Origin of the sequence: Marinobacter sp. DUT-3 (genome assembly GCF_050379435.1) — a bacterium.
In the GTDB taxonomy this organism is placed as follows: Bacteria; Pseudomonadota; Gammaproteobacteria; order Pseudomonadales; family Oleiphilaceae; genus Marinobacter.
The window spans coordinates 182,997-203,303 of record NZ_JBNRMG010000004.1 but is presented as its reverse complement, the minus strand read 5'-3'; the positions used below and the strand labels follow the sequence as shown (position 1 = coordinate 203,303).

Annotated in this window: 16 protein-coding genes; 10 read left to right on the top strand and 6 right to left on the bottom strand. The window is 57.3% G+C overall.

What is annotated here, in order from left to right; all coding sequences use genetic code 11:
- Positions 1–33: 33 nt before the first annotated feature.
- A complete protein-coding gene (locus ACQUWM_RS09240; protein WP_428921926.1) occupies positions 34–3,798 on the top strand; it encodes a DEAD/DEAH box helicase in 3,765 nt (1,254 codons plus the stop codon).
- 40 nt (positions 3,799–3,838) lie between these two features.
- On the opposite strand, the gene ACQUWM_RS09235 is transcribed toward ACQUWM_RS09240, so the two are convergent.
- The 6 genes from ACQUWM_RS09235 to ACQUWM_RS09210 all read right to left on the bottom strand — a co-directional run bounded on the left by ACQUWM_RS09235 (position 3,839) and on the right by ACQUWM_RS09210 (position 8,419).
- On the bottom strand, positions 3,839–4,408 hold the full coding sequence (locus ACQUWM_RS09235; RefSeq protein WP_428921925.1) for a hypothetical protein: 570 nt from the start codon (positions 4,406–4,408) through the stop codon (positions 3,839–3,841).
- 44 nt (positions 4,409–4,452) lie between these two features.
- Complete coding sequence (locus ACQUWM_RS09230; RefSeq protein ID WP_428921924.1) at positions 4,453–5,643, bottom strand: toxic anion resistance protein; 1,191 nt, start codon at positions 5,641–5,643, stop codon at positions 4,453–4,455.
- 124 nt (positions 5,644–5,767) lie between these two features.
- Positions 5,768–6,862 (bottom strand): rhomboid family intramembrane serine protease, encoded by a 1,095-nt coding sequence (locus ACQUWM_RS09225; protein ID WP_407002983.1) that lies wholly within the window; start codon positions 6,860–6,862, stop codon positions 5,768–5,770.
- 63 nt (positions 6,863–6,925) lie between these two features.
- The gene (locus ACQUWM_RS09220; protein ID WP_428921923.1) at positions 6,926–7,258 is read right to left on the bottom strand and encodes a hypothetical protein; all 333 of its coding nucleotides are present in this window, start codon (positions 7,256–7,258) and stop codon (positions 6,926–6,928) included.
- 46 nt (positions 7,259–7,304) lie between these two features.
- Positions 7,305–8,000 (bottom strand): PspA/IM30 family protein, encoded by a 696-nt coding sequence (locus tag ACQUWM_RS09215; protein WP_407002981.1) that lies wholly within the window; start codon positions 7,998–8,000, stop codon positions 7,305–7,307.
- Positions 8,001–8,014: 14 nt separating this feature from the next.
- Positions 8,015–8,419, bottom strand: coding sequence for a YjfI family protein (locus ACQUWM_RS09210; RefSeq protein ID WP_406989067.1), 405 nt, complete (start codon positions 8,417–8,419; stop codon positions 8,015–8,017).
- Between the two features lie 203 nt (positions 8,420–8,622).
- Here ACQUWM_RS09210 and ACQUWM_RS09205 point away from each other — a divergent pair, with 203 nt between their 5' ends.
- The 9 genes from ACQUWM_RS09205 (at position 8,623) to ACQUWM_RS09165 (ending at position 20,282) form a co-directional block, all read left to right on the top strand.
- A complete protein-coding gene (locus ACQUWM_RS09205; protein ID WP_428921922.1) occupies positions 8,623–9,249 on the top strand; it encodes a hypothetical protein in 627 nt (208 codons plus the stop codon).
- Positions 9,250–9,292: 43 nt separating this feature from the next.
- Positions 9,293–11,296, top strand: coding sequence for a hypothetical protein (locus ACQUWM_RS09200; protein ID WP_428921921.1), 2,004 nt, complete (start codon positions 9,293–9,295; stop codon positions 11,294–11,296).
- An 84-nt stretch (positions 11,297–11,380) separates the two neighbouring features.
- Positions 11,381–16,636: a DNA repair ATPase gene (locus ACQUWM_RS09195; protein WP_428921920.1), complete on the top strand. Its 5,256-nt coding sequence runs from the start codon at positions 11,381–11,383 to the stop codon at positions 16,634–16,636.
- Between the two features lie 14 nt (positions 16,637–16,650).
- Positions 16,651–17,097, top strand: a complete 447-nt coding sequence (locus ACQUWM_RS09190) for a DUF4124 domain-containing protein (RefSeq protein ID WP_407002976.1) — start codon at positions 16,651–16,653, stop codon at positions 17,095–17,097.
- 67 nt (positions 17,098–17,164) lie between these two features.
- Positions 17,165–18,043: a DNA ligase gene (locus tag ACQUWM_RS09185; protein WP_428921919.1), complete on the top strand. Its 879-nt coding sequence runs from the start codon at positions 17,165–17,167 to the stop codon at positions 18,041–18,043.
- 134 nt (positions 18,044–18,177) lie between these two features.
- Positions 18,178–18,501 (top strand): DUF883 family protein, encoded by a 324-nt coding sequence (locus ACQUWM_RS09180; RefSeq protein ID WP_407002974.1) that lies wholly within the window; start codon positions 18,178–18,180, stop codon positions 18,499–18,501.
- Positions 18,502–18,503: 2 nt separating this feature from the next.
- Positions 18,504–18,995 (top strand): hypothetical protein, encoded by a 492-nt coding sequence (locus tag ACQUWM_RS09175; RefSeq protein WP_428921918.1) that lies wholly within the window; start codon positions 18,504–18,506, stop codon positions 18,993–18,995.
- A 100-nt stretch (positions 18,996–19,095) separates the two neighbouring features.
- The gene (locus ACQUWM_RS09170; protein WP_428921917.1) at positions 19,096–20,010 is read left to right on the top strand and encodes a lipase family alpha/beta hydrolase; all 915 of its coding nucleotides are present in this window, start codon (positions 19,096–19,098) and stop codon (positions 20,008–20,010) included.
- Positions 20,007–20,282: a hypothetical protein gene (locus ACQUWM_RS09165; protein WP_428921916.1), complete on the top strand. Its 276-nt coding sequence runs from the start codon at positions 20,007–20,009 to the stop codon at positions 20,280–20,282. Before ACQUWM_RS09170 ends, ACQUWM_RS09165 begins: the two co-directional genes overlap by 4 nt.
- Positions 20,283–20,307: the final 25 nt, after the last annotated feature.

Below are 20,307 nucleotides of genomic sequence, written 5' to 3'. Positions count from 1 at the left end.
AGACTATCTCAAGCTCGTCCGGAGTTGGCAGTTATGGATTCTAGTCGCAACCTAATCAAGTATTTCAGGGATTGCCTAAGCAAAGAAGGTTTCGACCAACCTTTGACCGACGTGTTTGCTGCTTCTCAAAGAGATCACCTGGTGTCGCCTGGGTTTTACCATCCCCATTCCGCCTGGCCCGAGGTCGGCAAGTGCACGCTGGAAGAACTCGGTTTATATCGTAATAAATATGACGGTTTCCGGCGGGCAGCGAGAGATGAGGGCAAAGAAGAAGGTGCTCTCATGTTGGGGATTTTCCCGGTTGTCATCATTGGTGGCGACGGAGGGGACATTCGCGCGCCATTGCTGATCGCGCCGATCGACGATGTGCTAAGGAAATATGCCCGCTTCCCCAAACTCGTGCAGGAGCCTTTTGACTTTAAGCTGCTGCGCTATAACCCGGAAGTGACTCGCCATCTCCCTTTTGACCTGCCTGCGCTCAATTGGATGCCTGGTACCAATGTGTTGGAGGTGATTGAGTCACGACTGGAAGCCGGGCTCGGCAAAGAAGCGCAGCCGGAGAGCCTTTTTCACTGTCCCGAGAAGTTGAAGGCAGAGCGACTCTCAATATTTTCTGAGTTCCGCCTTACTTGGTTGGCGAAAGCGGTAGAAACCGGTTGGATGTGCGGGACCATGTTTTGGCTTCCGAACGACTCGGAGGGCGACCTGGCGATACGCGACTGGAACAAGGTGCACGAGACGAACGTCTACATACATTATGTCATCAAATATGCAAGCAAGTGGCGCTCTCACTCCTTCCTGACTTTCTCAACACTGGGATTTCAATACGGTGACATCAGCACCCTTGCATCTACCCAGTCTCTAAAAGGGCAGGACTATCAATTGATGCTCGGGCTCTACCCGATCGCAGCATCGGTAGTTGATGAGGAGGGTCAGACTCAGCGTATTCGCGCGCCACTGCTTCAGTTGCCTATTGATTGGTCTGAAGGACAATTACAACAAGCGCACGAACTATACGAAACACCGATTTCCGTTGAACAGTTGGAGTATAACCCGGCTGTGCTGGACCTGTTTGACGACCCCTTGCCGGAGTTGGATTTCTCCAATGACTTGAGATGTCTTGAGCGGATCGAAGAATTCCTGCAACAGAAATTCTCGCCGCCTGGGCTCGATATAGAACAGTGGTGCTCCAACGGAATTAGCCGCAAGCTGTTACGCGATGGCAATGTCCACTGGGGCAAATTCTCTTTTTGCTGGTTCAGCCGCCGCTCCCGTATGGAGCGAAGCGTCATGCATGAATTGTCGCTGCTGGCAGAGTCAGACATGCCTTTGTCGGCACCCTTGTTACAAATCTTGGGCAGTGAGCAGCAGCTCGCCCGTCAAAGCATTTCAACCCCGAACCGATTGCCCTCACCGCTGACTAATGCCCAGGAGCTGGCCTTAGTGAACGGTGCGACAGAGTTGCTTAGCGTGATTAACGGCCCGCCAGGTACTGGAAAAACCCACACCTTGGCATGCCAAGCGTTTGACCGGGTGATTAACGGTGAATCGGTTCTCATTGTGTGTGCGAATGATCACGCGGCGGATGTCGTGCGGGATAAAGTGACTGCCTTGTTCGGAGGCTCGTCAGGATTGGTGATGAGGCCCGGCAGAGGAGATTACAAGAAAGAGTTTCTGGAGAAGCTCGACCGTTGGCTGGCCCGCGGTGACTCAAAGCCTGATTCGTTGGGCGGGCGCGGGAACCCGTTACTGAATGAGCCGGGTGACGACCTGTTACGGCAAGCAAACAGTAACTTTTCCAGAGCGCTGGCGAGAGCGGAAAAAGGCGGGCTCTCAGCCCAGGGGCTCCGGGCCTGGTGTTATCGGAAGTGGATAGTTCATGATGACCTGCTTTCAAACTATTGGGAGGAGGCGCTTCGCCAATTGGCTCGGCACCAGAAGGTGACAGAGCGATTTTTGAAGGCGACCCTGAGGGCAAGGTTGTCGCGATTGCTGCGCGCGCACCGGAGCGAACTGGGGGAGTTGTCCAAAGTCGCGCGGTCGCGATCGTCCTACCATCGCAATCGCCACATGGAATCTGTTAACTGGCACCTGATGACCAGCGTGCTACCAGTCTGGGTTGTGTCGGCTGGTTCTCTGAACGAGACGGTCCCGCTGGCTAAAGATCTGTTTGATCTGGTCATTATCGATGAAGCGACACAGTGCAACTTGCCCCTGGCACTACCGGCTCTGCAACGGGGGCGGCGAGCCGTTGTGGTGGGTGATCCCCAGCAGCTGAGGCATTTCTCCTTTGTCTCAAGAGAATGGCAGAGTCAGAAAGCTGCAGAGCACAGGGTGACTTATTTAGGCGTTGATCTGGATTATCGTAGCCGGTCTTTGCTGGACTATGCCATGACAGCGATCAAACGGCAGGATGCTGTGGGATTTCTGGACGAGCATTTCCGCAGTCATCCGAATCTCATCGGATTCAGTAACGACCGGTATTACAACAGCCGGATCCAGATACTAACTCACCATAAGTCAGAACTTGTGGAGCAACCTTTCAGGCACGTGGACTGCGAGCTTGCGCTCGAGGGTAAGCTGAATCTCGCCGAGATGGATGCGGTGATGCGCGAGCTTGCTGACCTCCTGGAGGCCTACGCAGAGGCGGAGATTTATCCCAGTATTGGCGTTATGGCCATGCAGAGGCGGGCAGCGCTGGAGTTGGAAAAACGAATCCTTGAGGAGGTATCTCTCAAGAACATTGGCCGTTTCAGGCTTCGTGTTGCGACTCCCTTTGGGTTCCAGGGAGAGGAGCGGGATATCATTCTGATGGCGACCTGTCTCTGGCCCGGGCAGTCAGATTCCGCGCGCCGTTTTATGGGCCGCGATGACGTGTTGAATGTTGCAGTGACCCGTGCGCGGCATCAGCAGATTCTGTTCTACCCGAAGGCGGTTCTGGCTGAGTCGGGTCACAGTGCAATACATGAGTACATTCGTTATGCCCGAAAGGTAGAGCAAACTCGATCGCCTGTTCAGCAAGACCCTACCGACAGTGTCCGGCGTGAACTCAGAGTCTGGCTTGCCGGCTTGGGCGTTAAGTGTCAGAGCGACTATCCTTTCGCTGGCCAATGTATTGACCTTGTAGCATTTGTCGAATCGCGCAGAGTAGCAATTGATCTCGTCGGTGCAGAATCGGGAAGTGGGGTTGAGCAGGCCTGGGCTATAGATCGTTATCGCCTGTTGGAGCGGGCAGGCATGAAGCTCTTTCCCTTGGCGGCGGTTCATTGGCACAAGCGCAAAAATAAAGTTAAAGAGGAGCTGAGGAGCTGCCTCGGTTTGAGTGGCCGGGTGCTGGATCCAGTATCGGTGGCCTCCCTGGATGCAGATCTCTACCAACGTTTGCTGGGCCTGCCCCCGTTGCGTGATGAGGAAAGCAAAAGCAACATCAGTCTTGCGAGTCTTTACAAAGAGTTGTCTAAAAACAACAATCTGGCGAGCTTCTGGATACAGCAGCATTTCCAGCCTGGTGAGATTTCATTTCAACGCTATGAGGCGAGCCGTGATGCCCTCTACACGGCAGCTGAAGCCGAATTATCCGGGCTCTGCCTTTTAATGGAAAGCGCAAGAGATATGGATAGTCTCGACATCCTTACCCCCGAAATCCAGCGCCGGTACACCGGTTGTCGTGATGCGGTCGCGGCGTTAACCCAGCTTGCGACTCGATTGGCAGTGCTGAGAGGCGACACTCAACTTGATCAGGCGCTGGCAGACGTTGGCCGTCTCACCGAGCGAGTTGCACTTTATGAGCGAGAATGAAGGATCTGGCAAACGCTCGGTTGCGCCGAGCAAATAGTCTTCAAAGCCCCATGCTGCCAGAAGGCATCATGAATCCGACGTCAGTGAATATGCTCATTACCATGAGCGCAGACATCAGTGCGGTATTGATCGTGATGTTCTTGGCAAGATCAACCGGGGCGATCACAATCGCTGCTGCATCGGCCGGATAGGCATACCATCGGCTATACTCTCGACGAATCTGGACTTCGTAGTTGCCGTCGTCCCTCAAATATTGTCTGGCTTCGATCTCTACCGGCTCACCGTCAATGATAGCCGTGGTTTGTTGCCATTGTGATGACAGAGGGGCCAGCGTCACGGTTGCGAAGCCTGCATCGGTGTGTCCTTTCTCCGAAATGTGAGACCTCGGCTCTAACGTATAGAAGAAGTTGTTTCCCATTTCATAGTGATATTCCGTAAGCGGGATTGACATGATGCCGGTGGTATTGGGAGTGGTGGTTGAACCGGTTTGCCCCCGCTCTCCAATCACGTTAAGCGTATTGGTCATGGTCAGCGCACACCCGGACATCAAAGCTAATATAAAGGTGAACGCAACCGAAGCGCAGCGTCTAACAAGACGGTGTTTATTCACTTATCCCTCCATGGACAAGCTGGTGTGACGAGTTAGCTGTCGGTTCAAGATCGGGATTCAAGTCTGGTATCGATCAGATTAATGGCATCATCCAGAGCTGATTGGGCGTGTTCGGCGCGGCTCATTTTCTGGACAGAGGACTCCATGCACTGAGTCAGCTCGTCCATCTCCACAATAGACTGAGTCATTTTGGGCAGCGCCTCGCGACGGAAATTGCCGATGTCCTGTAGGGCGGCCTCTACGTCCAGGAAAGCCTGTTTCAGAGTATTCAGGTCGAGTTGTGTTCCGGCCGCCTGTTTTTGAATTTCCACGCCGTGAGATCGCAGGGTCTTTGCAGTATCAGCAATCAGTTCATTGGTGGTATTGGTGACAGACTGAACGCCTTTCAGAACGCGCTTTTGTGCCTGAAGGGCCAAGGCCAGAGTTGATGCTGTAGAGAGGGCGGTTACCGTCACATTGACTGCGCGATCGACCCCCCTCATCAGCTCCTGATTGTTGCGGATGATGACTTCTGTAGACAGCGTTCCCTGCTGATTGACGGCGAGCGTTTGCTGCAGATCCATGACCCGCTGGCGTAAGGGGAACAGGACTTCTTCCTCAAGGAACTGCTGGTGCTCGTTGTCATTAATATTGGCCAACTGTTCAGTCAGAGTCTGGTCCATTATCTGGCCAAATTTGATGTAATCCTGTAGCTGAAACGTGAGTTCGCGCATGCGTTTCTGGTCGTTGCGCAATGTCACATTGTCCCGCTCCAGCTGTGCTTTGCCTTTCTTGAGGTTGTCGACGATATTCCGAATCACACTATCTACGGATTGGTAGCGGGCAAACCAGCGACCGATCGGAGTGCCTACGCCCGGTATCCGGGCGAGTATGCGTCGAAGCGTGCCCATGGAGAAGTTGACATGGTTAGGGTTAATAGCGCTAACCTGCTCCTGCAGCAACAGCAAACCATTGGCGACCGGACCACCATCCTCTGCATCCTTGACAAGGTTAGTGAGCGGCTGTTTGAGTAGGGTGCTTTGGTGTGCGATTTGCTGTGTTACAGAGTCTCCAAGTTTGGAGACCGTCTGCGCGTGATGCTCTCGTTTGGCGATATCCCGAATGTCCACGTTGGCCAGATCGGTCACCACTTCCTTAGCTTGGGCTTGCAGTTCAGGATCTGCGACACCTTCGCCGGTTGCGATTGTCAGCTCGTTCTTGAGTTGTGCCTCATCGGCCAGGACTAACTGGTTCATGTTTGCTCCTAACGTCCCTGTGATCTTTGCTCACGTTGTTCGAGTTTTGGTAAAACTCGCGTGAGCGTAAAGGTAATTGATGTATTGGTGTTGCTTAAGGTTTAGTGACTGCAGGCGGTATGTTTCACCGCCTGAGAACCGCCTCCGGCTGATTCAGCATCGCTATCAGCGGATTCTTCCGGTGCACATAGTCTTTGAGTAAATACCCCAATAACAGGCCCAGCGCGAATCCGCCAAGGTGTGCCGCCCAGGCAACACCGCCCTGGCCGGTAAACATGCCGAACAGGTTGATCAGGCTCCAGATCAGGAAGTACCAGTGGGGCGCCAGTTTCTTCTGGTACACCACGATCATGAACGTGAGGCTGGCATGGCGGAACCACATCAGGTAGAGGCCGAACAGTGCAGCGATGGAGCCGCTGGCGCCGACCAGCAGTAAAGGCCCCTGAGCGCTATCGAAAAACAGCAGTTCAGCCAGGGCGGCCATAACGCCGGCAAACAGGTACAGGGCGAGGAAGGCGCCATGGCCCAGGGCGTCCTCCAGGTTGTCACCGATGATCCAGAGGAAATACATATTGCCAGCCAAATGCATCAAGCCGCCATGGACAAACTGATAGGTGATCAGCTGCATCACGAAGTGGGTCGGTTCCTGGGTGTTCGAGTTCAGGCCGAGGTTTGTGAAAATCCACTCGTTGGCCGCTGGCGTGAGTATGCCGGCGAGATAAACCAGGCCGCAGATAACCAGCAAAGCGCGGGTCACCCAGGGAGTTCGGTGAGGCCGGATGTTGTATTCCACGGGCATTGCCGTGAAGAACTGGAACAGCCAGGATTTCCAGTTGACGCCTTTGTTCAGGTTGCCCAGCGCCTGCTTCAACCTCGGAGAGTGCATTACTTGATCCACTTCCGGTTTATCAAGCCATACGCCGTCGCAGCGTGGGCAGCAGTCGATTTCGGTGGTGTAGTTTTCCAGTAGCTGGTAGTGAATCATCGGAACGTTGCAGCGGCGACACAGGCGGTCGCTGTTGCGCAGGGCGGGGCCCAGGTGCTGTTCGTGATCGTATTCGTCAATGTCCGTGTGCTTATTGGCAATGGCCCGGTTGAGGGCGCCATCCTCAAACCACAGGCCGTGACAGTGCCGGCAATCGAGTATTGAGGGGTTGCTGGTTGCCACCAAACCATCGGTGGTGCAGGCGGGGCAGCGCTTATAATGTGTTCTGGGCATGACGTCCCTTTCCTGTGCTAATGCTTATCCCTGGTACATTGCCCTGGTCGGCCAGAGCCCGGATTATTTGTCCGGTTCGGTCAGGTAGGAGCGGGCAAACGCCTGCAGCTCCTCCGCCACCCGCTGTCGGATGGCCGCCCGATCCTCGGGCGCGAGATTATATTTCCGGGCCAGTACGTCAAAATCCTCATCCCGGAGGGTGACCGTCAGCCGTGGCCGGGCCCGGTTCTTTCGGTAGGGCAGCTGCAGGACTTTGCGCACCATGTCAGCGGTGTTCATGTCCTGCAGCGCCGCAGAAACGCGGAAGGCCCGCTGAATGTCGTTGGAGAGATCGAAGGCCATTTGCATGGCCTGAACCGCACGTTCCTCTTTTGACCAGTCCCGTGTCTTTGCCATTGGCTTAGCCTGGGTATTGCGCCCCCTGCTCATGGGGGCGCTGAATTTACTGCGCCGGATTACCTTTCAGGCGGGCAAGAACGTCGTTGACGGCGTCTTTCTCGCTGTCGATTCCGGCAGCTTTGAGCTTTTCATCCAGATCGGCGCCGGTGAGCTCTTTTTCGAGGCTGGCGCTGGCATTCTGGCGGTCTTCCTCCCTGGCCTGGCGATCACGGATGCGTTCCAGGGTTTCCTTGGCGGAGCTGAAGGAGGACTGGTTGCTGTTGATGTTGGTATCAATCTGGGCAGTGGTGCGCAACACCCGTTCATTGGTTTTGACCACCTGAAGTTCGCGGCGGTAGTCAGCCAGCTGTTTTTCTGCCCCTTTCACCCGCTCTTTCAGGCCGGTGATACGCTGTTGCAGCCGTTCGCGAGTCTGGGTCAGTTCCGCTGCGCGACGCTCATGGCCGACGATTCGTTCAGCCACTTCCCGGGCCAGCTCTTCCTGGCCGGCGGCCAGGGCTTTGCGGGTGTCTTGCTCGCGCTTGCTGGCGCTGTCCTGTTCGGAGCGGATCTGCCGGGCCAGGGAGGCGGACTCCGCCATCAGGCTTGCCAGCTCCTGTTTGGCCTGCTTCAGTTCCTGTTCGGCGTCCCGCAGTTCCTGTTCCAGAATCCGGTTGCCCTGGCCATCTACAACGGCTTCGCCCAGTTCGTTAACACCACCGCGCATGGCGGTCAGAATTTTTTTCAGTACCGTTCTCATGTCTCACCCCTTGCTCAAGCCAGATAGTCTTCAAATGTCTGTAACAGGTCGATGGCATTCTCGGCGAGCGTGACCAGTTCCTGCATGATTTCCGCTGTGCCTGAAGTCGGGCTCAGGGCGCCGTACACCACGTAATGGTCGCCGGTTTTGCCCAGGGCGCTCAGGGGCATGGGCACGCTGATCCTCAGCATGTTTTCATGCAGGTCATTCAGCTGCTCGGGGTTCAGTTCCTGTTTGTCAAAAAGATACGCGAGGCACAGAATCTGGGTGTCGGTTACGGTAACGTATACGGGCGTTTCTTCGGCACCGGAAACCGTGACCTGAAGCACCGGTTCGTCACCGGCAACGGGCAAAACATCGAAGGTGCGGCCGGCATGGGTAGCATCACCCAGGGCCAGGGTGAGAGATTGGGTATCCACGAATTGCTCCTTCCTGTGGCATTGAATCGGTTCGGCCGATCCGGACGAACCTTGTCCTGTGGCTTGACATTTTATGTCAATGAATCGAGTCTAAACCGCTCGATTAAATGTTTGCAAGAAATAGTTTGTTTGCGTTATAAACAACTTTCTTTTGACAAGAACTGTCAAATTTTGGATTTACCGGAACGGATATCTGGTCGCGTATGGAAACATTCTTCGCAGTTGCGTTCTCCTTCCCCACGGCGGTTTTTTCCGTTCTTCTCTGCGTTGCCATTATCTATTGGCTGATTTCACTGTCCGGTATGGGCGATGTGGATGCCGAGGGCGATATCGATGCGTCGGGTGATTTCAGCGGCCTCATGGTGACTCTGGGGCTGCAGGGAGTTCCCCTGCCGCTGGTGCTCACACTGCTGTTCCTGATCAGTTGGCTGACCAGTTATTTTATTGACCTGGCGTTCGGGGCGCTGGTGCCCGCAGGCCTGCTGCATTGGCTCTATGCGCTGGCCATCACCGCTGTCGCCCTGGTGGTTGGGGTGCTGGGCACCTCCCTTCTGGTGCGTCCGCTTCGACCGCTGTTTCGCCGCGCCTACCGGCAGCCACTGCAGAAGCGAATTATCGGTACACCCTGTGTAGTGATCTCATCCACGGTCACTGAAACGTCTGGCCGTGCGGACGCCATCCTTGATGGTGCTCACCTGGTGCTGCAGGTACGCAGCCACACGCCGCTATCCCATAGGGAACGGGCGGTTCTGATCGAACATATTCCGGATAACAACGCATGGTGGGTGGTGCCGGAATCCGAATTTCTGTCCACCGAATCCGCCGGATAACCCCGCGCTTACTTCCTATCAATCAATGCAGGAGAACGACTAAATGGATTTATCTTGGATTATGCCGGCCATAACCGCCGTCGGTGTATTGGTTCTGCTCATACTGGGTATTCTTACCCTGTTCAAGGCGTTCTACCGGAAGGTGGACCAGGGGCAGGCGTTGATCGTCAACGATCTGTCGCCCACGCCAAAGGTGTACTTCACCGGCGCCATGGTACTGCCGGTTATTCATCGATCCGAAACCATGAAGATTTCGGTGATCACCCTGGAGCTGAACCGTACCGGCAAGGAAGGGCTGATCTGTAAGGACAACCTGCGTGCGGACATCACCGTTGCCTTCTACCTGCGCGTGAATGAGACGGCGGAAGACGTGCTTCGGGTGGCCAAGTCGGTGGGCGTTGGCCGGGCTTCAGACCGGGAAGCGGTCAACCAGTTGTTCAATGCCAAGTTCAGCGAAGCGCTCAAGACGGTTGGTAAAAAGCTGGAGTTCATGCAGCTCTTCGAAGAGCGCCAGCGATTCCGGGATTCCATTGTCGAAACCATTGGTGAGGATCTCAACGGCTACGTGCTTGAAGACGTTGCCATTGATTACCTGGAGCAGACCCCGAAAACCTCGCTGGACCCGAACAACATTCTGGACTCCGAGGGCATCAAGCGGATTACTGAAATCACCGCGACGCATAACGTGGAGACCAACCGCCTGGAGCGTGACCAGGAGCTGGAAATCCAGCGCAAGAACGTGTCCGCCCGTGAGGCGTCATTGGAGCTTGAGCGCAGCCAGTCCGATGCGGAAGCCCGTCAGCGACGTGAGATTGAAACCCTGCAGGCCCGGGAAACGTCCGAAACCGAGCAGGTACGCGAGCAGGAACGTGCCCGTGCGGAGGCGGCTCGCATCAAGACGGATGAAGAGCTGGCCATCGCGGACGAGAACAAGCAGCGCCAGATTGAAATGGCCATGAAGGCCCGTGAGCGGGCGGTTCAGATTGAGGAAGTGCGGATTCGCCAGGCCCGTGAGCTGGAGGACGTAAACCGCGAACGCGCCGTGGAAATTGAACGCATCGGCATGGAGAAAGCGCTGGAAGAAGAGCGTAAGGAAATTGCCGACATTACCAGCCAGCGTATTGCCGTTGAGCGCAACGTGGCGGAAGAGGAAGAGAACATCAAGGATGTTCGCAACCAGTCTGAAGCGGATCGCCTGAAGGTCAAGAAAGTTGTTGCTGCCGAGGCGGAAGCGGAAGAGCTGAAATTGATGGATGTGAAGGCCGCCGAGGCGGCGTTCGAACGCTCCAAGCTGGAAGCCGAGCAGGTTCGCGTGAAGTCCCAGGCTGACCTGGACGCCGCCGAGAAGAAATCGGTGGGGGATGAGAAACTGGCCCGCGGTCGTCAGGCCATGGCTGCGGCCGATGGTCTTGCGGAGGCGCAGGTCAAGGAAGCCCAGGCGTCTGCTATCCGTGCTGACGGTCTGGCCCATGCCGAGGTCAAGTCTGCCACTGCCAAGGCGGATGAAGAAGCGGGTATGGCCGAGGTCCGCGTACTGGAACAGCGGCTTGAAACCGAAGCCATGGGTGAAGAGAAGCTGGGTGTTGCCAAGGCTGATGCCCGCAAGGCGATGGTGCTGGCTGATGCGGAAGGCGAGCAGCGTATGGGCCACGCCCGGGCCGACGCCCGCGAGGCCATGGCCAAGGCGGAAGCTGCAGGCCTGGTAGAGAAGCTGAAAGCCTACGACGTCATGTCTGAGGAATCACGCCACTTCGAAGAGTTCCGTATGAACCTGGAAGTTCATGAGAAGGAAGTGATGGCTCAGATCGAGGCACAGAAAGCCGGAATGCTGGAAAATGGCCGGGTAATGGCGGCAGCCCTCAAGGATGCCAAGTTCGAGATGATCGGCGGCGACGGCGGCATTTTCGAGAAGTTTGCCCAGGGTCTTGGCTATGGCAAGAGTGTTCAGGGCGTGTTGGACAAGTCTCCCTCCCTTCAGGCGGCCCTGTCGGGTCTCGCCGGGCGGGTGGCTGGTGACAAAACCAACCGGAGCTCTGAAACCGCCTAAAGCCTCCGGTATCGCCGGCGCCTGAAGGGGCGCTGGCGATACCTTCTTCCATTCAGGTTTTTCCTCAGTTCAGGATGATTGGGTATGTCGACGGATCGCACCGGCCTCGAGAGCATTGTTCAGGAAGGCTCTGCCTTTGAAACCATTCAGCGACGGCTGAAAGACCAGGGCGGACAGCTCCGGGAGCGGGTTTCGGAGCTGAACCAGGCCCGGGAAGAAATCTTTGGCAGCGCCGGTATGAGCGTGCTGGGCCGCGCCCGGGCAAGAACCGAAAGCAATGCCGTTGCACGGGATGTGGTGCGCCTGGGCGACAAGCTGTTGTTCGGTTTCAATCTGCAGCTGGGGCTTCGTAAAACCCTGGCGATCGAGGATGTATTCAGGTTGTATCACCTGAACGATGGCGACAGCGGTTTCGAAATGACCGAAGCCGCCATTGAAGGTTCCTTCCTGACCAACGACCGCTTTATAACCGACTTCCGGGAACTGCAGCAGTACTACAACACAGCCACCCTGTCACAGCTGGTCATCCTCAACGGCATGCTGTTAATGGCATTCCGCATTGGTGACAAGCTGGACGACCTTCGGATATTCCGATGGGAGCTGAAACCCGACGGTGAAGTGGGCCGGTATATCGACAACCGTGGCGAGCGGGACCTTACCTTTCCGGATCGTTTCAGTTTTCCCTGGAAAACCGTGGGTCGGGACAGCCAGGTTCAGGGGCGTTCACCGCACCTCAACATTGCCGACACCCTGTTTGTGGATAACCTGCGGGGCGACATCACCTTCAAAGTCGAGAACAATACCGCGACGGGCGAGGGTATCTATTCAGACCCGGTAACGTCCGATTCACAGTCCCTGGACGACGCCTCATTCGACTACGCCGATCTCGGTGAAATCCTGCTGGTCAGGATCCTGCCCTTCAACGAGGAGCATTGGCGTTACTACCTGTTCAACCGCAGCCAGCGCAAGATAGAGCGCGTGGATGCCATGGCCGGCTCGGTGGCTTCACTGCCGGACAATCATGGCCTTATCTTCCCCTCCGGCTCGTACCTGACCACCGGTGAACTGAAAACCTTCCAGATTCCGGACGGAGATTTTCGTCTCAAGCGCACTCTGCGGGCGCCTAATGGCGAGGATATGCTCTACGTGTTTTACGAGCAGCTCACCGGGCAGGTCATTCTTTACCGCTATAACCTGATCCGCAAGCAGGTGGATGTGCCCCTCATCGGACACGGCTATGCCCTGTTCGAGAATGGTCATCTGGTGATCTTCAATGCGGATAACGAGCCCACCCTGGTGCACCCGCTGCAGGTATGGGAAACCCCGTTTACGTCAGAAACCTTTCATGCCGAGGCCGGCGTCGCTAACGACTCTGAGCTGGCGCGAATCGGCAACCCGGAACTGGTGCGTGGTATTGCCGAACTCAATACGATCATTGGGCTTGTGGATTCGGGGAGTGCCAGTGAACGCCATTTTACCGGCCTGATCCGCACCATTGATCGTATTATCGACCAGTTTTTCTGGTTGACCGGGCGGCAGGAAGAGCCGCCGTTTGCCGGGCTCCATCAGCAGCTGACCACCATTCGCGGTACGGCCGAACTGGTACTGGACGAGTACGAAAAAGTCCAGAGCATCCGCGCCCAGACCGAAACCGCCATCAAAGAAGTGGCGGATGAGCAGGCGGCCCTGATGAGGGACCTGAAACCCGATAGCTGGAAAGCCCCGGATCAGTTCGTCAGCTTCCTGGCCCGCCTGCGGGAACATCGGGGCCGGGTCCGCACCCTGAACGACCGTCGCTATGCCGACAAGGCCCGGATTGAAACGCTGGAGAGCGAGTTGTCCGAAGCGGAAGAGCGCCTGACCGAGCGCACCTTCCGCTTCCTGGCCTCGCCCGAGGCGCTGGATGGCTATCGTAAAACGTTGAACGAGCTTCAGACCGACCTGGCAGAAGCGGAGAACCGGGACAGCCTGGAGAAAATAGTCAAACGCTACCGGGAGCTGACGTCGGGCCTTGATATGATCCAGGGCATGCTGGCGTCCATGGCCGGTGACGATGCGGCACTGGAAACCGCGATTACCGATAACATTTCCGGTATCTACGCCACCATCAACCAGCAGCGCTCGGAAGCGGAAATCCGCCTGAAAGAGCAGGGCAGCGCAGAGGCCAGGGCCCAGTTCGCCGCTCGCCTGCGGCTATTCGAGCAAAGCCTTGCCAATGGTGTCAGCGCCCTCACGGATGTACGGGAATGTGACGGGCTGATGACCCGAATGCTCGATCAGCTTCAGGAGCTGGAAAGCCAGTTTGGTGAGTACGATGAGTTCCTGGCCGCCATTCTGGAGCAGCGTGAAAACGCCCACGAGAGCATCGAAGCCCGCCGTCAGCAGTTGCAGGATCAGCAGCAGCGCCGGACCACCACCTTGACGGATGCAGCCGAACGCATCCTGAAGAACGTCGGTCGCCGTACCGAGCGTTTTTCCAGCCCGGAGGAGTTACACGCCTTTTTTGCCTCGGACGCCATGGTGGCCCGGTTGCGCAGCATGGCCAAAGAGCTGCGTGAGCTGGGGGCGGCCATGGAGGCGGACGACTGTCTGGGCCAGTTGAAGGCCGCCCAGGATACCGCTCTTCGCAGTGTTCGTGACAGGGCCGATATCTTCGAGGATGGCGGTGCCGTTATCCGCCTGGGCAAGCACAAGTTCAGCGTAAATCAGCAGGAGCTGGACCTGACCCTGATCCCCCGGGATGACCATGTGCTGCTGCACCTGACCGGTACCCAGTATTACGAGAGGCTGGACGAGCCAGAGCTGGACCGCCTGCGGGGCTACTGGAACATGAGCCAGCCGTCGGAATCCGACAAGGTTTACCGGGGTGAATACCTGGCGGCGATGGTGATCGAAGAGTTCCAGAATGCACCCGATCTGCCGGTGAATGTGGCCGATCTGGAAGAACTGACCGGCCATATTCGAGCGTTTGCCTCTCCCCGTTATCGGGAGGGGTACGAAAAGGGCATCCACGATCACGATGCGGCGTTGATTGTCAGTACCCTCTGGCCAGCTATCCAGAGTGCAGGCCTGCTCCGGTTCAGCCCCCGGGCCCGGGCGTTGGCGATGTTGTTCTGGGCCAGGTTGAGTCAGCAGGAGGAGTTGGCGCAGCAAGTTCGGGCCCGTTGCCTGTCGGCCGGTATTCTCAGCCGCCTGATGCAATCGAATGAACTGCTGCAATCCCTGGAGCAGGAGCTTGGTCCCAGGCTTTCAGGGTTCGTGGAAGAACACGGCCTGTTGCTGGCGGACAAAGGCAGCGCCGAACGCACGTTGATCGATTCCGCTGCCCAGTATCTTGTGCGGCAACTGGCGGAAGAAACCGATACCTTTGAGATTACCCGCTATGCCAGTGAACTGGCCTCCGGTTTCAGCGAAGCCCTGAAACGGGACAACCAGTTCGCCCAGTACCAGGATGCCCTGAGGGTGGTGGCAGACCAGCCCGCAGCGCGCTGGACCATCACCAGCCACTGGCTGAAGGCCTGGATGAGCAAGGCAGACCAGCAACACCTTCTGCACTACCTGCCGGAAGTGGTGGCGATACTGAACGTGGGTGAGGCCCTGAAAACCAGTGTGCGTAGCGTGGAGCTGGCGTTCCATGTGGAGGGGCTGCTTGGTCAGCATTCCCGGATTGAAGAACGCACTCTCAGCCTGCAGCTGGATGAGTTTGATGAGCGCCTGCGCTATCACCGTCAGGAAATCATTCCCGGCTGGCAGCAATTGCAGGAAGTTCGCCACCAGGTACTGGAGCGTTGGCGCGACCAGCTTCGTCTGGAGGAGTTCCGCCCAAGGCCGCTGTCTTCTTTCGTGCGCAACAAACTGATCAGCGAGAGTTACCTGCCCATCATCGGTGACAACCTGGCCAAGCAGATGGGCACCGCTGGCGAAGACCGCCGAACCGACCAGTCCGGCCTGCTGATGATGATCTCGCCGCCGGGTTACGGTAAGACCACCCTGATGGAATACGTGGCCAACCGCCTGGGCCTGATTTTCATGAAGATCAATTGCCCGAGCCTGGGGCACGATGTCACGTCCCTTGATCCGGAGAAGGCGCCGCATTCCACTGCCGAGGCAGAGCTGATCAAGCTGAACCTGGCGCTGGAAATGGGCAATAACGTGATGCTGTATCTCGACGATATTCAGCACACCCATCCGGAATTCCTGCAGAAATTCATCTCTCTGTGCGACGGCACCCGGCGCATTGAAGGCGTATGGCGTGGCCGCACCCGCACCTACGACATGCGGGGCAAACGCTTCTGCGTGGTGATGGCCGGTAACCCCTACACCGAGAGTGGTGAAGTGTTCAAAGTGCCGGACATGCTGTCCAACCGGGCGGATATCTACAACCTGGGGGATGTGTTGTCAGGCATGGAACATGCCTTTGCCCTGTCGTACATTGAAAACAGCCTGAGCTCCAACCCGGTGCTTGCGCCGCTGGCCACCCGGGGCATGGCGGACTTCTACCGGTTCGCGGATCTGGCCGAAGGCAAAGCCGTGGCGGATTCGGATTTCGAGTACGATTACAGTGCGGCCGAGCGGGATGAAATTGTTTCCCTGCTCAAGAAAATGATCCGGGTGCGGGAGACCGTGCTCCGGGTAAACCAGGCTTATATTGCCTCCAGTGCCCAGGCGGAAGCCTACCGCACCGAGCCGACCTTCAAGCTCCAGGGCAGCTACCGCAACATGAACAAGCTGGCGGAGAAGCTCTCGCCGGTGATGAGTGATGCTGAGCTCGAAGCCCTGATTGACGACCACTACCAGGGCGAAGCCCAGTTGCTGACCCAGGGCGCGGAGGAGAACCTGCTCAAACTGAAGCAGATGCGCGGCACTCAGACTGATGCAGAAGCGGCCCGCTGGCAGTCGATCTGTGAGGAATACCGCCGCCGTCAGGAAGCTGGAGGCGATGAGGAAACGGGGGTGAAGGTGGTGCGGCAGCTTGGCCTCATTGCCGAGCACATGCAGCAGCTGGCACACCAGTTGGTTGCCGGAGCGGATAACCGCAACGAACAGACGCCAGATATCGAAAAGGCCCTGAGCCAACTGTCTCGATCCCTGGAAACCGGTCTGACCGAAGGCTTGCAGTCAGTCCAGCTTAACCCCGCCGTTACCGTTAACCTGGACAGCCCGCCGCAGGTAGGCGATGCCCTGATGGCCTTTGCGCGGATCTTTGAGCAATCTGTCGTACCCCTGGTGAAAACCATGGATGGCAAGCTGAACCTGGACCTGAAAACCCAGAATGAAATGAGCCGGGTGTTACGAGTGGTTCGAGAGTTGCAAGAGCAGTTATTGCCTGACAATGGTTAAAAAAGGAGTTCAATATGCTGTTAAGGACATTACTGACATTATTGATCCTCTCACCCGCTGTCAGCGTGGCCGAGGTCTACCGCTGGGTAGACGAAGACGGCCGCACCCATTTTGGTGACCGGCCGCCGACGCAGGCAGCCAGCCAGGAGGTTAAAGTGGAATCCGCGCCAGCCAGGGTGGACAATTCCGCCCGTGACCGTCAGCAGAAGGTGAATGCCTTCCTGGAACAGAAACAGCAGGAGCGCGACCAGCAGCGTGCGGCGGACGCCAAGGCAGAAAAGCAGGCAGCGAAACGGGCGGAACAATGCTCCAAGCTTCGCGCACGCCTCAAGTACATGGACAGCGTTTCTACCTTCTATAACCTGAATGAGCAGGGTGAGCGGGTGTTCGTCAGTGAATCCGAAAATACCCGGATTCGGGAACGTTTCCGGAAGAAGGTAGAGGAAACCTGCGGTCATTGATCGCACGGAAATGAGTTTTTACGGGAGGCAGGAAGCCCCCCGTCCTGTCTGATGCAAGGGATTTGCTATGTTTTCACGTCTGTTCACGACGGCTTGTCGTGGTGTTCTCGTTTTTCAGATTCTGTTTGTCGGGGTTTCCGGGGCGTCAGAGCCGGGTGTGCCACTGGCGGATGTGTATCGGCAGGGGATACCTCTTGAGGGTTACTGGGTCAGCGAGAAATACGACGGTGTCAGGGCCTACTGGGATGGCTCCCGGCTGCTGTCCCGGCAGGGCAACGTGTTTCATGCACCCGACTGGTTCACCCGGGATCTGCCTGATCGGCCGCTGGATGGCGAGCTCTGGATGGGGCGTGAACGGTTCGCGGCGTTGTCGGGAGCCGTTCGGCGGCTGGAACCCCGTGACAGCGATTGGCGGGAGATTCGTTTCATGGTTTTTGATATGCCGTGGGGTGAGCGGCCATTCAACGAGCGTTTGCGGGCACTGAGGGCTGAGGTCAGCGATGCCGGGATTGATCACCTGGTTCTGGTCGAACAGCGTGCGGCAACGGACCATGAACAGTTGATGCATCAGCTGGACGAAGTGATTGCCCGCGGTGGCGAGGGATTGATGCTCAAGCATGGCGACAGTCTGTACCGTGCCGGGCGATCCCGGGATCTCCTGAAAGTGAAGCGTTTTCAGGATGCCGAAGCGGTGGTCCTCGGGCATTTGCCGGGAAAGGGGCGATTGACGGGGAAAATGGGGGCGCTGTTGGTGGAGCTCGACAGCGGCCGGAAGCTTCGCATTGGTACTGGTTTCACGGATGAGGAGCGTGACGATCCACCTCCCGAAGGTGCCGTCATCACATTCCGGTACAGTGGCCATACGAGTACCGGTCTGCCAAGGTTCGCCAGCTATGTGCGAATTCGTGATGATGAGCCTGCCGTCCCGGTAATCGATTCTGATTAAGTATTGTCACACAAAGCGCGGGAGCCTGTGCTACGTTTAAAGGGGTCTCGCCTGAGTTTTCTGGTTCAGCGGGATCAATGTGAAGTCGTCATCGGAATGCCAACACGCAGTGTCAGACTGACAGGAGGCAAGAAATGGAAGCGAAATCCGCAAAAGACGATTACAACCGTGTCAAAGACGACCTTCAGGCGCTGAGGGAAGACCTCGCGAAGCTGACAAAAGCCGTTGCTGATGGGCAGAAAAACAATATCAGCAGTCTGAGGGACGAAGTTCTTCGCGAAAGCCGCGAAGCGCTGGATCATGTACGTAAGCGTGGTGACGAAGCCGTGAATCGCGCCCGTGATGCGGGAAGCAAGGCAGTTCATGATGTCGAGCACCAGATCGAGGAACGGCCTTTCCTCAGCATTCTCATCATGTTTCTTGCCGGGATTCTGGTCGGCCGTCTGCTTGATCGTTGATCATGCTTGATTCCCCGAAAATTCAGAGTGCCGTGCGCAAGGCCGTTGCCGCTGTGCTGGGCTTTATGCTGGCGCTGGTTTTGCTCACTGCACTGCTGATTACCGGGTTCTACATGCTGGTCACCGCCGCCACACTGTCCCTGGCGCCTCTCATGGGGGAGTCAGCGGCCATGGCGGTGGTCGGCGTCAGCTGTTTCCTGATCCTTGCCCTGGTGTTCTATCGCCTGACACGCCCGGCCCGGAGCCTGTCGAAAGGGGCTTCTTCACAGACGGGTTCTGGCTCCCCTGTGCAGATGGTGCGTGAATTGATTCGACAAAACCCCCTGGAATCCGCGCTGGCGGCTTTTGCCCTTGGCATCGCCGAACAGGGTGATCCGCGTCTGAAGTCCTTGTTGTTGCAGGGGGGGATGGTGCTGATGAAAGAAGCGGAAGCCGAAGCGGAGCAGAACCGGCAGACTGCCGGGGAAACGTCAGCCGAAGGCAAGGCCGCCTGATCGCCAGTTGCCGCCACGCCTGTATCCGGTGAAGGTTCAGCCAATCGCCCGGTGGGTTATCCGGGTACACTGGTGAGACTACATCATCAGACGGTCACCTATGAGCATGAATTCAGACACCAGCCCGGTGTGGCAAAGACACGCCTCGGCGATCCTGAGCGGGTTCCTGGGAGATTGGCTGGAGGAGCGCAATAACCCTCTGGCGGTACCCATGCAGGTTTTCCACGGCCCTGCATCGCTGGATTGCCGGGCTCCGCGCCTTGACGCCCCGGGCTCCACTCTCTGCCTGTCAATTCACGGGCTGATGGAGCTGGAATCCGTGTGGACATTTCCCGGGCAGAGCCGCTTGAGTTACGGCTCCCTGCTGACCAGTGCCTCCCGCGAAATCACCCCGCTGACGCTGCGCTACAACACGGGGCGACCCATTTACCGCAACGGTGAGGCGTTGGCGGGTTTACTGGAAACGCTGGTGTCCGCCTGGCCGGTGCCGGTGGAGCGCATCATCCTTATGGGCCATAGCATGGGGGGGCTGCTAATTCGTAGCGCCTGTCACCACGGTCAGGCTCTGAATCACAGCTGGGTTTCACGCCTGACCGATTGCGTGTATCTGGGGTCGCCCCACGATGGCTCCTGGCTCGCCAAGGGAGCAAAGGCGACGGCGGATCTGCTCAATCGCGCTCCCCGTGACTATCTGCGGGTCGTGGGTGAAGTGATAGATCTGCGCAGTGAAGGTATCCGCAATCTGTCCCGTGGTGACGTTGTGCCAGCGGAGCAGGGGGAACCTCCCCTGGTTCCCGGGGTGCGGCATTTTGTGGTCTGTGGATTGTTGGCCCGTTCCCGTACGCATCCGGTGAATGCCCTGTTCGGGGATGCACTGGTTCATGAGGCCAGTGCCCGTGGAGAGGAGCGTACCGGGTGGAAGCTTGCCGGCATGGCGAGTTTTCCGGGAGTGGATCATATTCGCCTGGCGCATCATCCCGATGTGGCCCGGCAGTTGGTGGAGTGGTTGCTATGAAAACCGGAAAGGAACAGGGCCATGAGTGGTGGCTGGGGCTTGCGGATATCGTCACTCACGGAGTGGCGCAGGGGGTTCACAAACTTGAGCGGGTGCATCTGTCCATAGCCGACGAAACCTTTAACGTGCTCGATCGTGTTCCCGTCACGCGGCCCTGGAGCCAGGCAATACGGTTCACTCATCACAACCTGTCACGGCTTTCCTACCGCAGCGTTGCGGCAGTGGCTACCGGCGCAGGGCAGCTGCTTCCCCCTCCGGAAGGGCGTCGTTAAGTCGGGTTACACAGACAGCAGGCCT

Coding starts and splice junctions, on each gene's coding strand:
- ACQUWM_RS09240 (WP_428921926.1), top strand. CDS start 34: ATGGATTCTAGTCGCAACCTAATCAAGTATTTCAGGGATTGCCTAAGC.
- ACQUWM_RS09230 (WP_428921924.1), bottom strand. CDS start 5,643: ATGAACCAGTTAGTCCTGGCCGATGAGGCACAACTCAAGAACGAGCTG.
- ACQUWM_RS09225 (WP_407002983.1), bottom strand. CDS start 6,862: ATGCCCAGAACACATTATAAGCGCTGCCCCGCCTGCACCACCGATGGT.
- ACQUWM_RS09220 (WP_428921923.1), bottom strand. CDS start 7,258: ATGGCAAAGACACGGGACTGGTCAAAAGAGGAACGTGCGGTTCAGGCC.
- ACQUWM_RS09215 (WP_407002981.1), bottom strand. CDS start 8,000: ATGAGAACGGTACTGAAAAAAATTCTGACCGCCATGCGCGGTGGTGTT.
- ACQUWM_RS09205 (WP_428921922.1), top strand. CDS start 8,623: ATGGAAACATTCTTCGCAGTTGCGTTCTCCTTCCCCACGGCGGTTTTT.
- ACQUWM_RS09200 (WP_428921921.1), top strand. CDS start 9,293: ATGGATTTATCTTGGATTATGCCGGCCATAACCGCCGTCGGTGTATTG.
- ACQUWM_RS09195 (WP_428921920.1), top strand. CDS start 11,381: ATGTCGACGGATCGCACCGGCCTCGAGAGCATTGTTCAGGAAGGCTCT.
- ACQUWM_RS09190 (WP_407002976.1), top strand. CDS start 16,651: ATGCTGTTAAGGACATTACTGACATTATTGATCCTCTCACCCGCTGTC.
- ACQUWM_RS09185 (WP_428921919.1), top strand. CDS start 17,165: ATGTTTTCACGTCTGTTCACGACGGCTTGTCGTGGTGTTCTCGTTTTT.
- ACQUWM_RS09180 (WP_407002974.1), top strand. CDS start 18,178: ATGGAAGCGAAATCCGCAAAAGACGATTACAACCGTGTCAAAGACGAC.
- ACQUWM_RS09175 (WP_428921918.1), top strand. CDS start 18,504: ATGCTTGATTCCCCGAAAATTCAGAGTGCCGTGCGCAAGGCCGTTGCC.
- ACQUWM_RS09170 (WP_428921917.1), top strand. CDS start 19,096: ATGAGCATGAATTCAGACACCAGCCCGGTGTGGCAAAGACACGCCTCG.
- ACQUWM_RS09165 (WP_428921916.1), top strand. CDS start 20,007: ATGAAAACCGGAAAGGAACAGGGCCATGAGTGGTGGCTGGGGCTTGCG.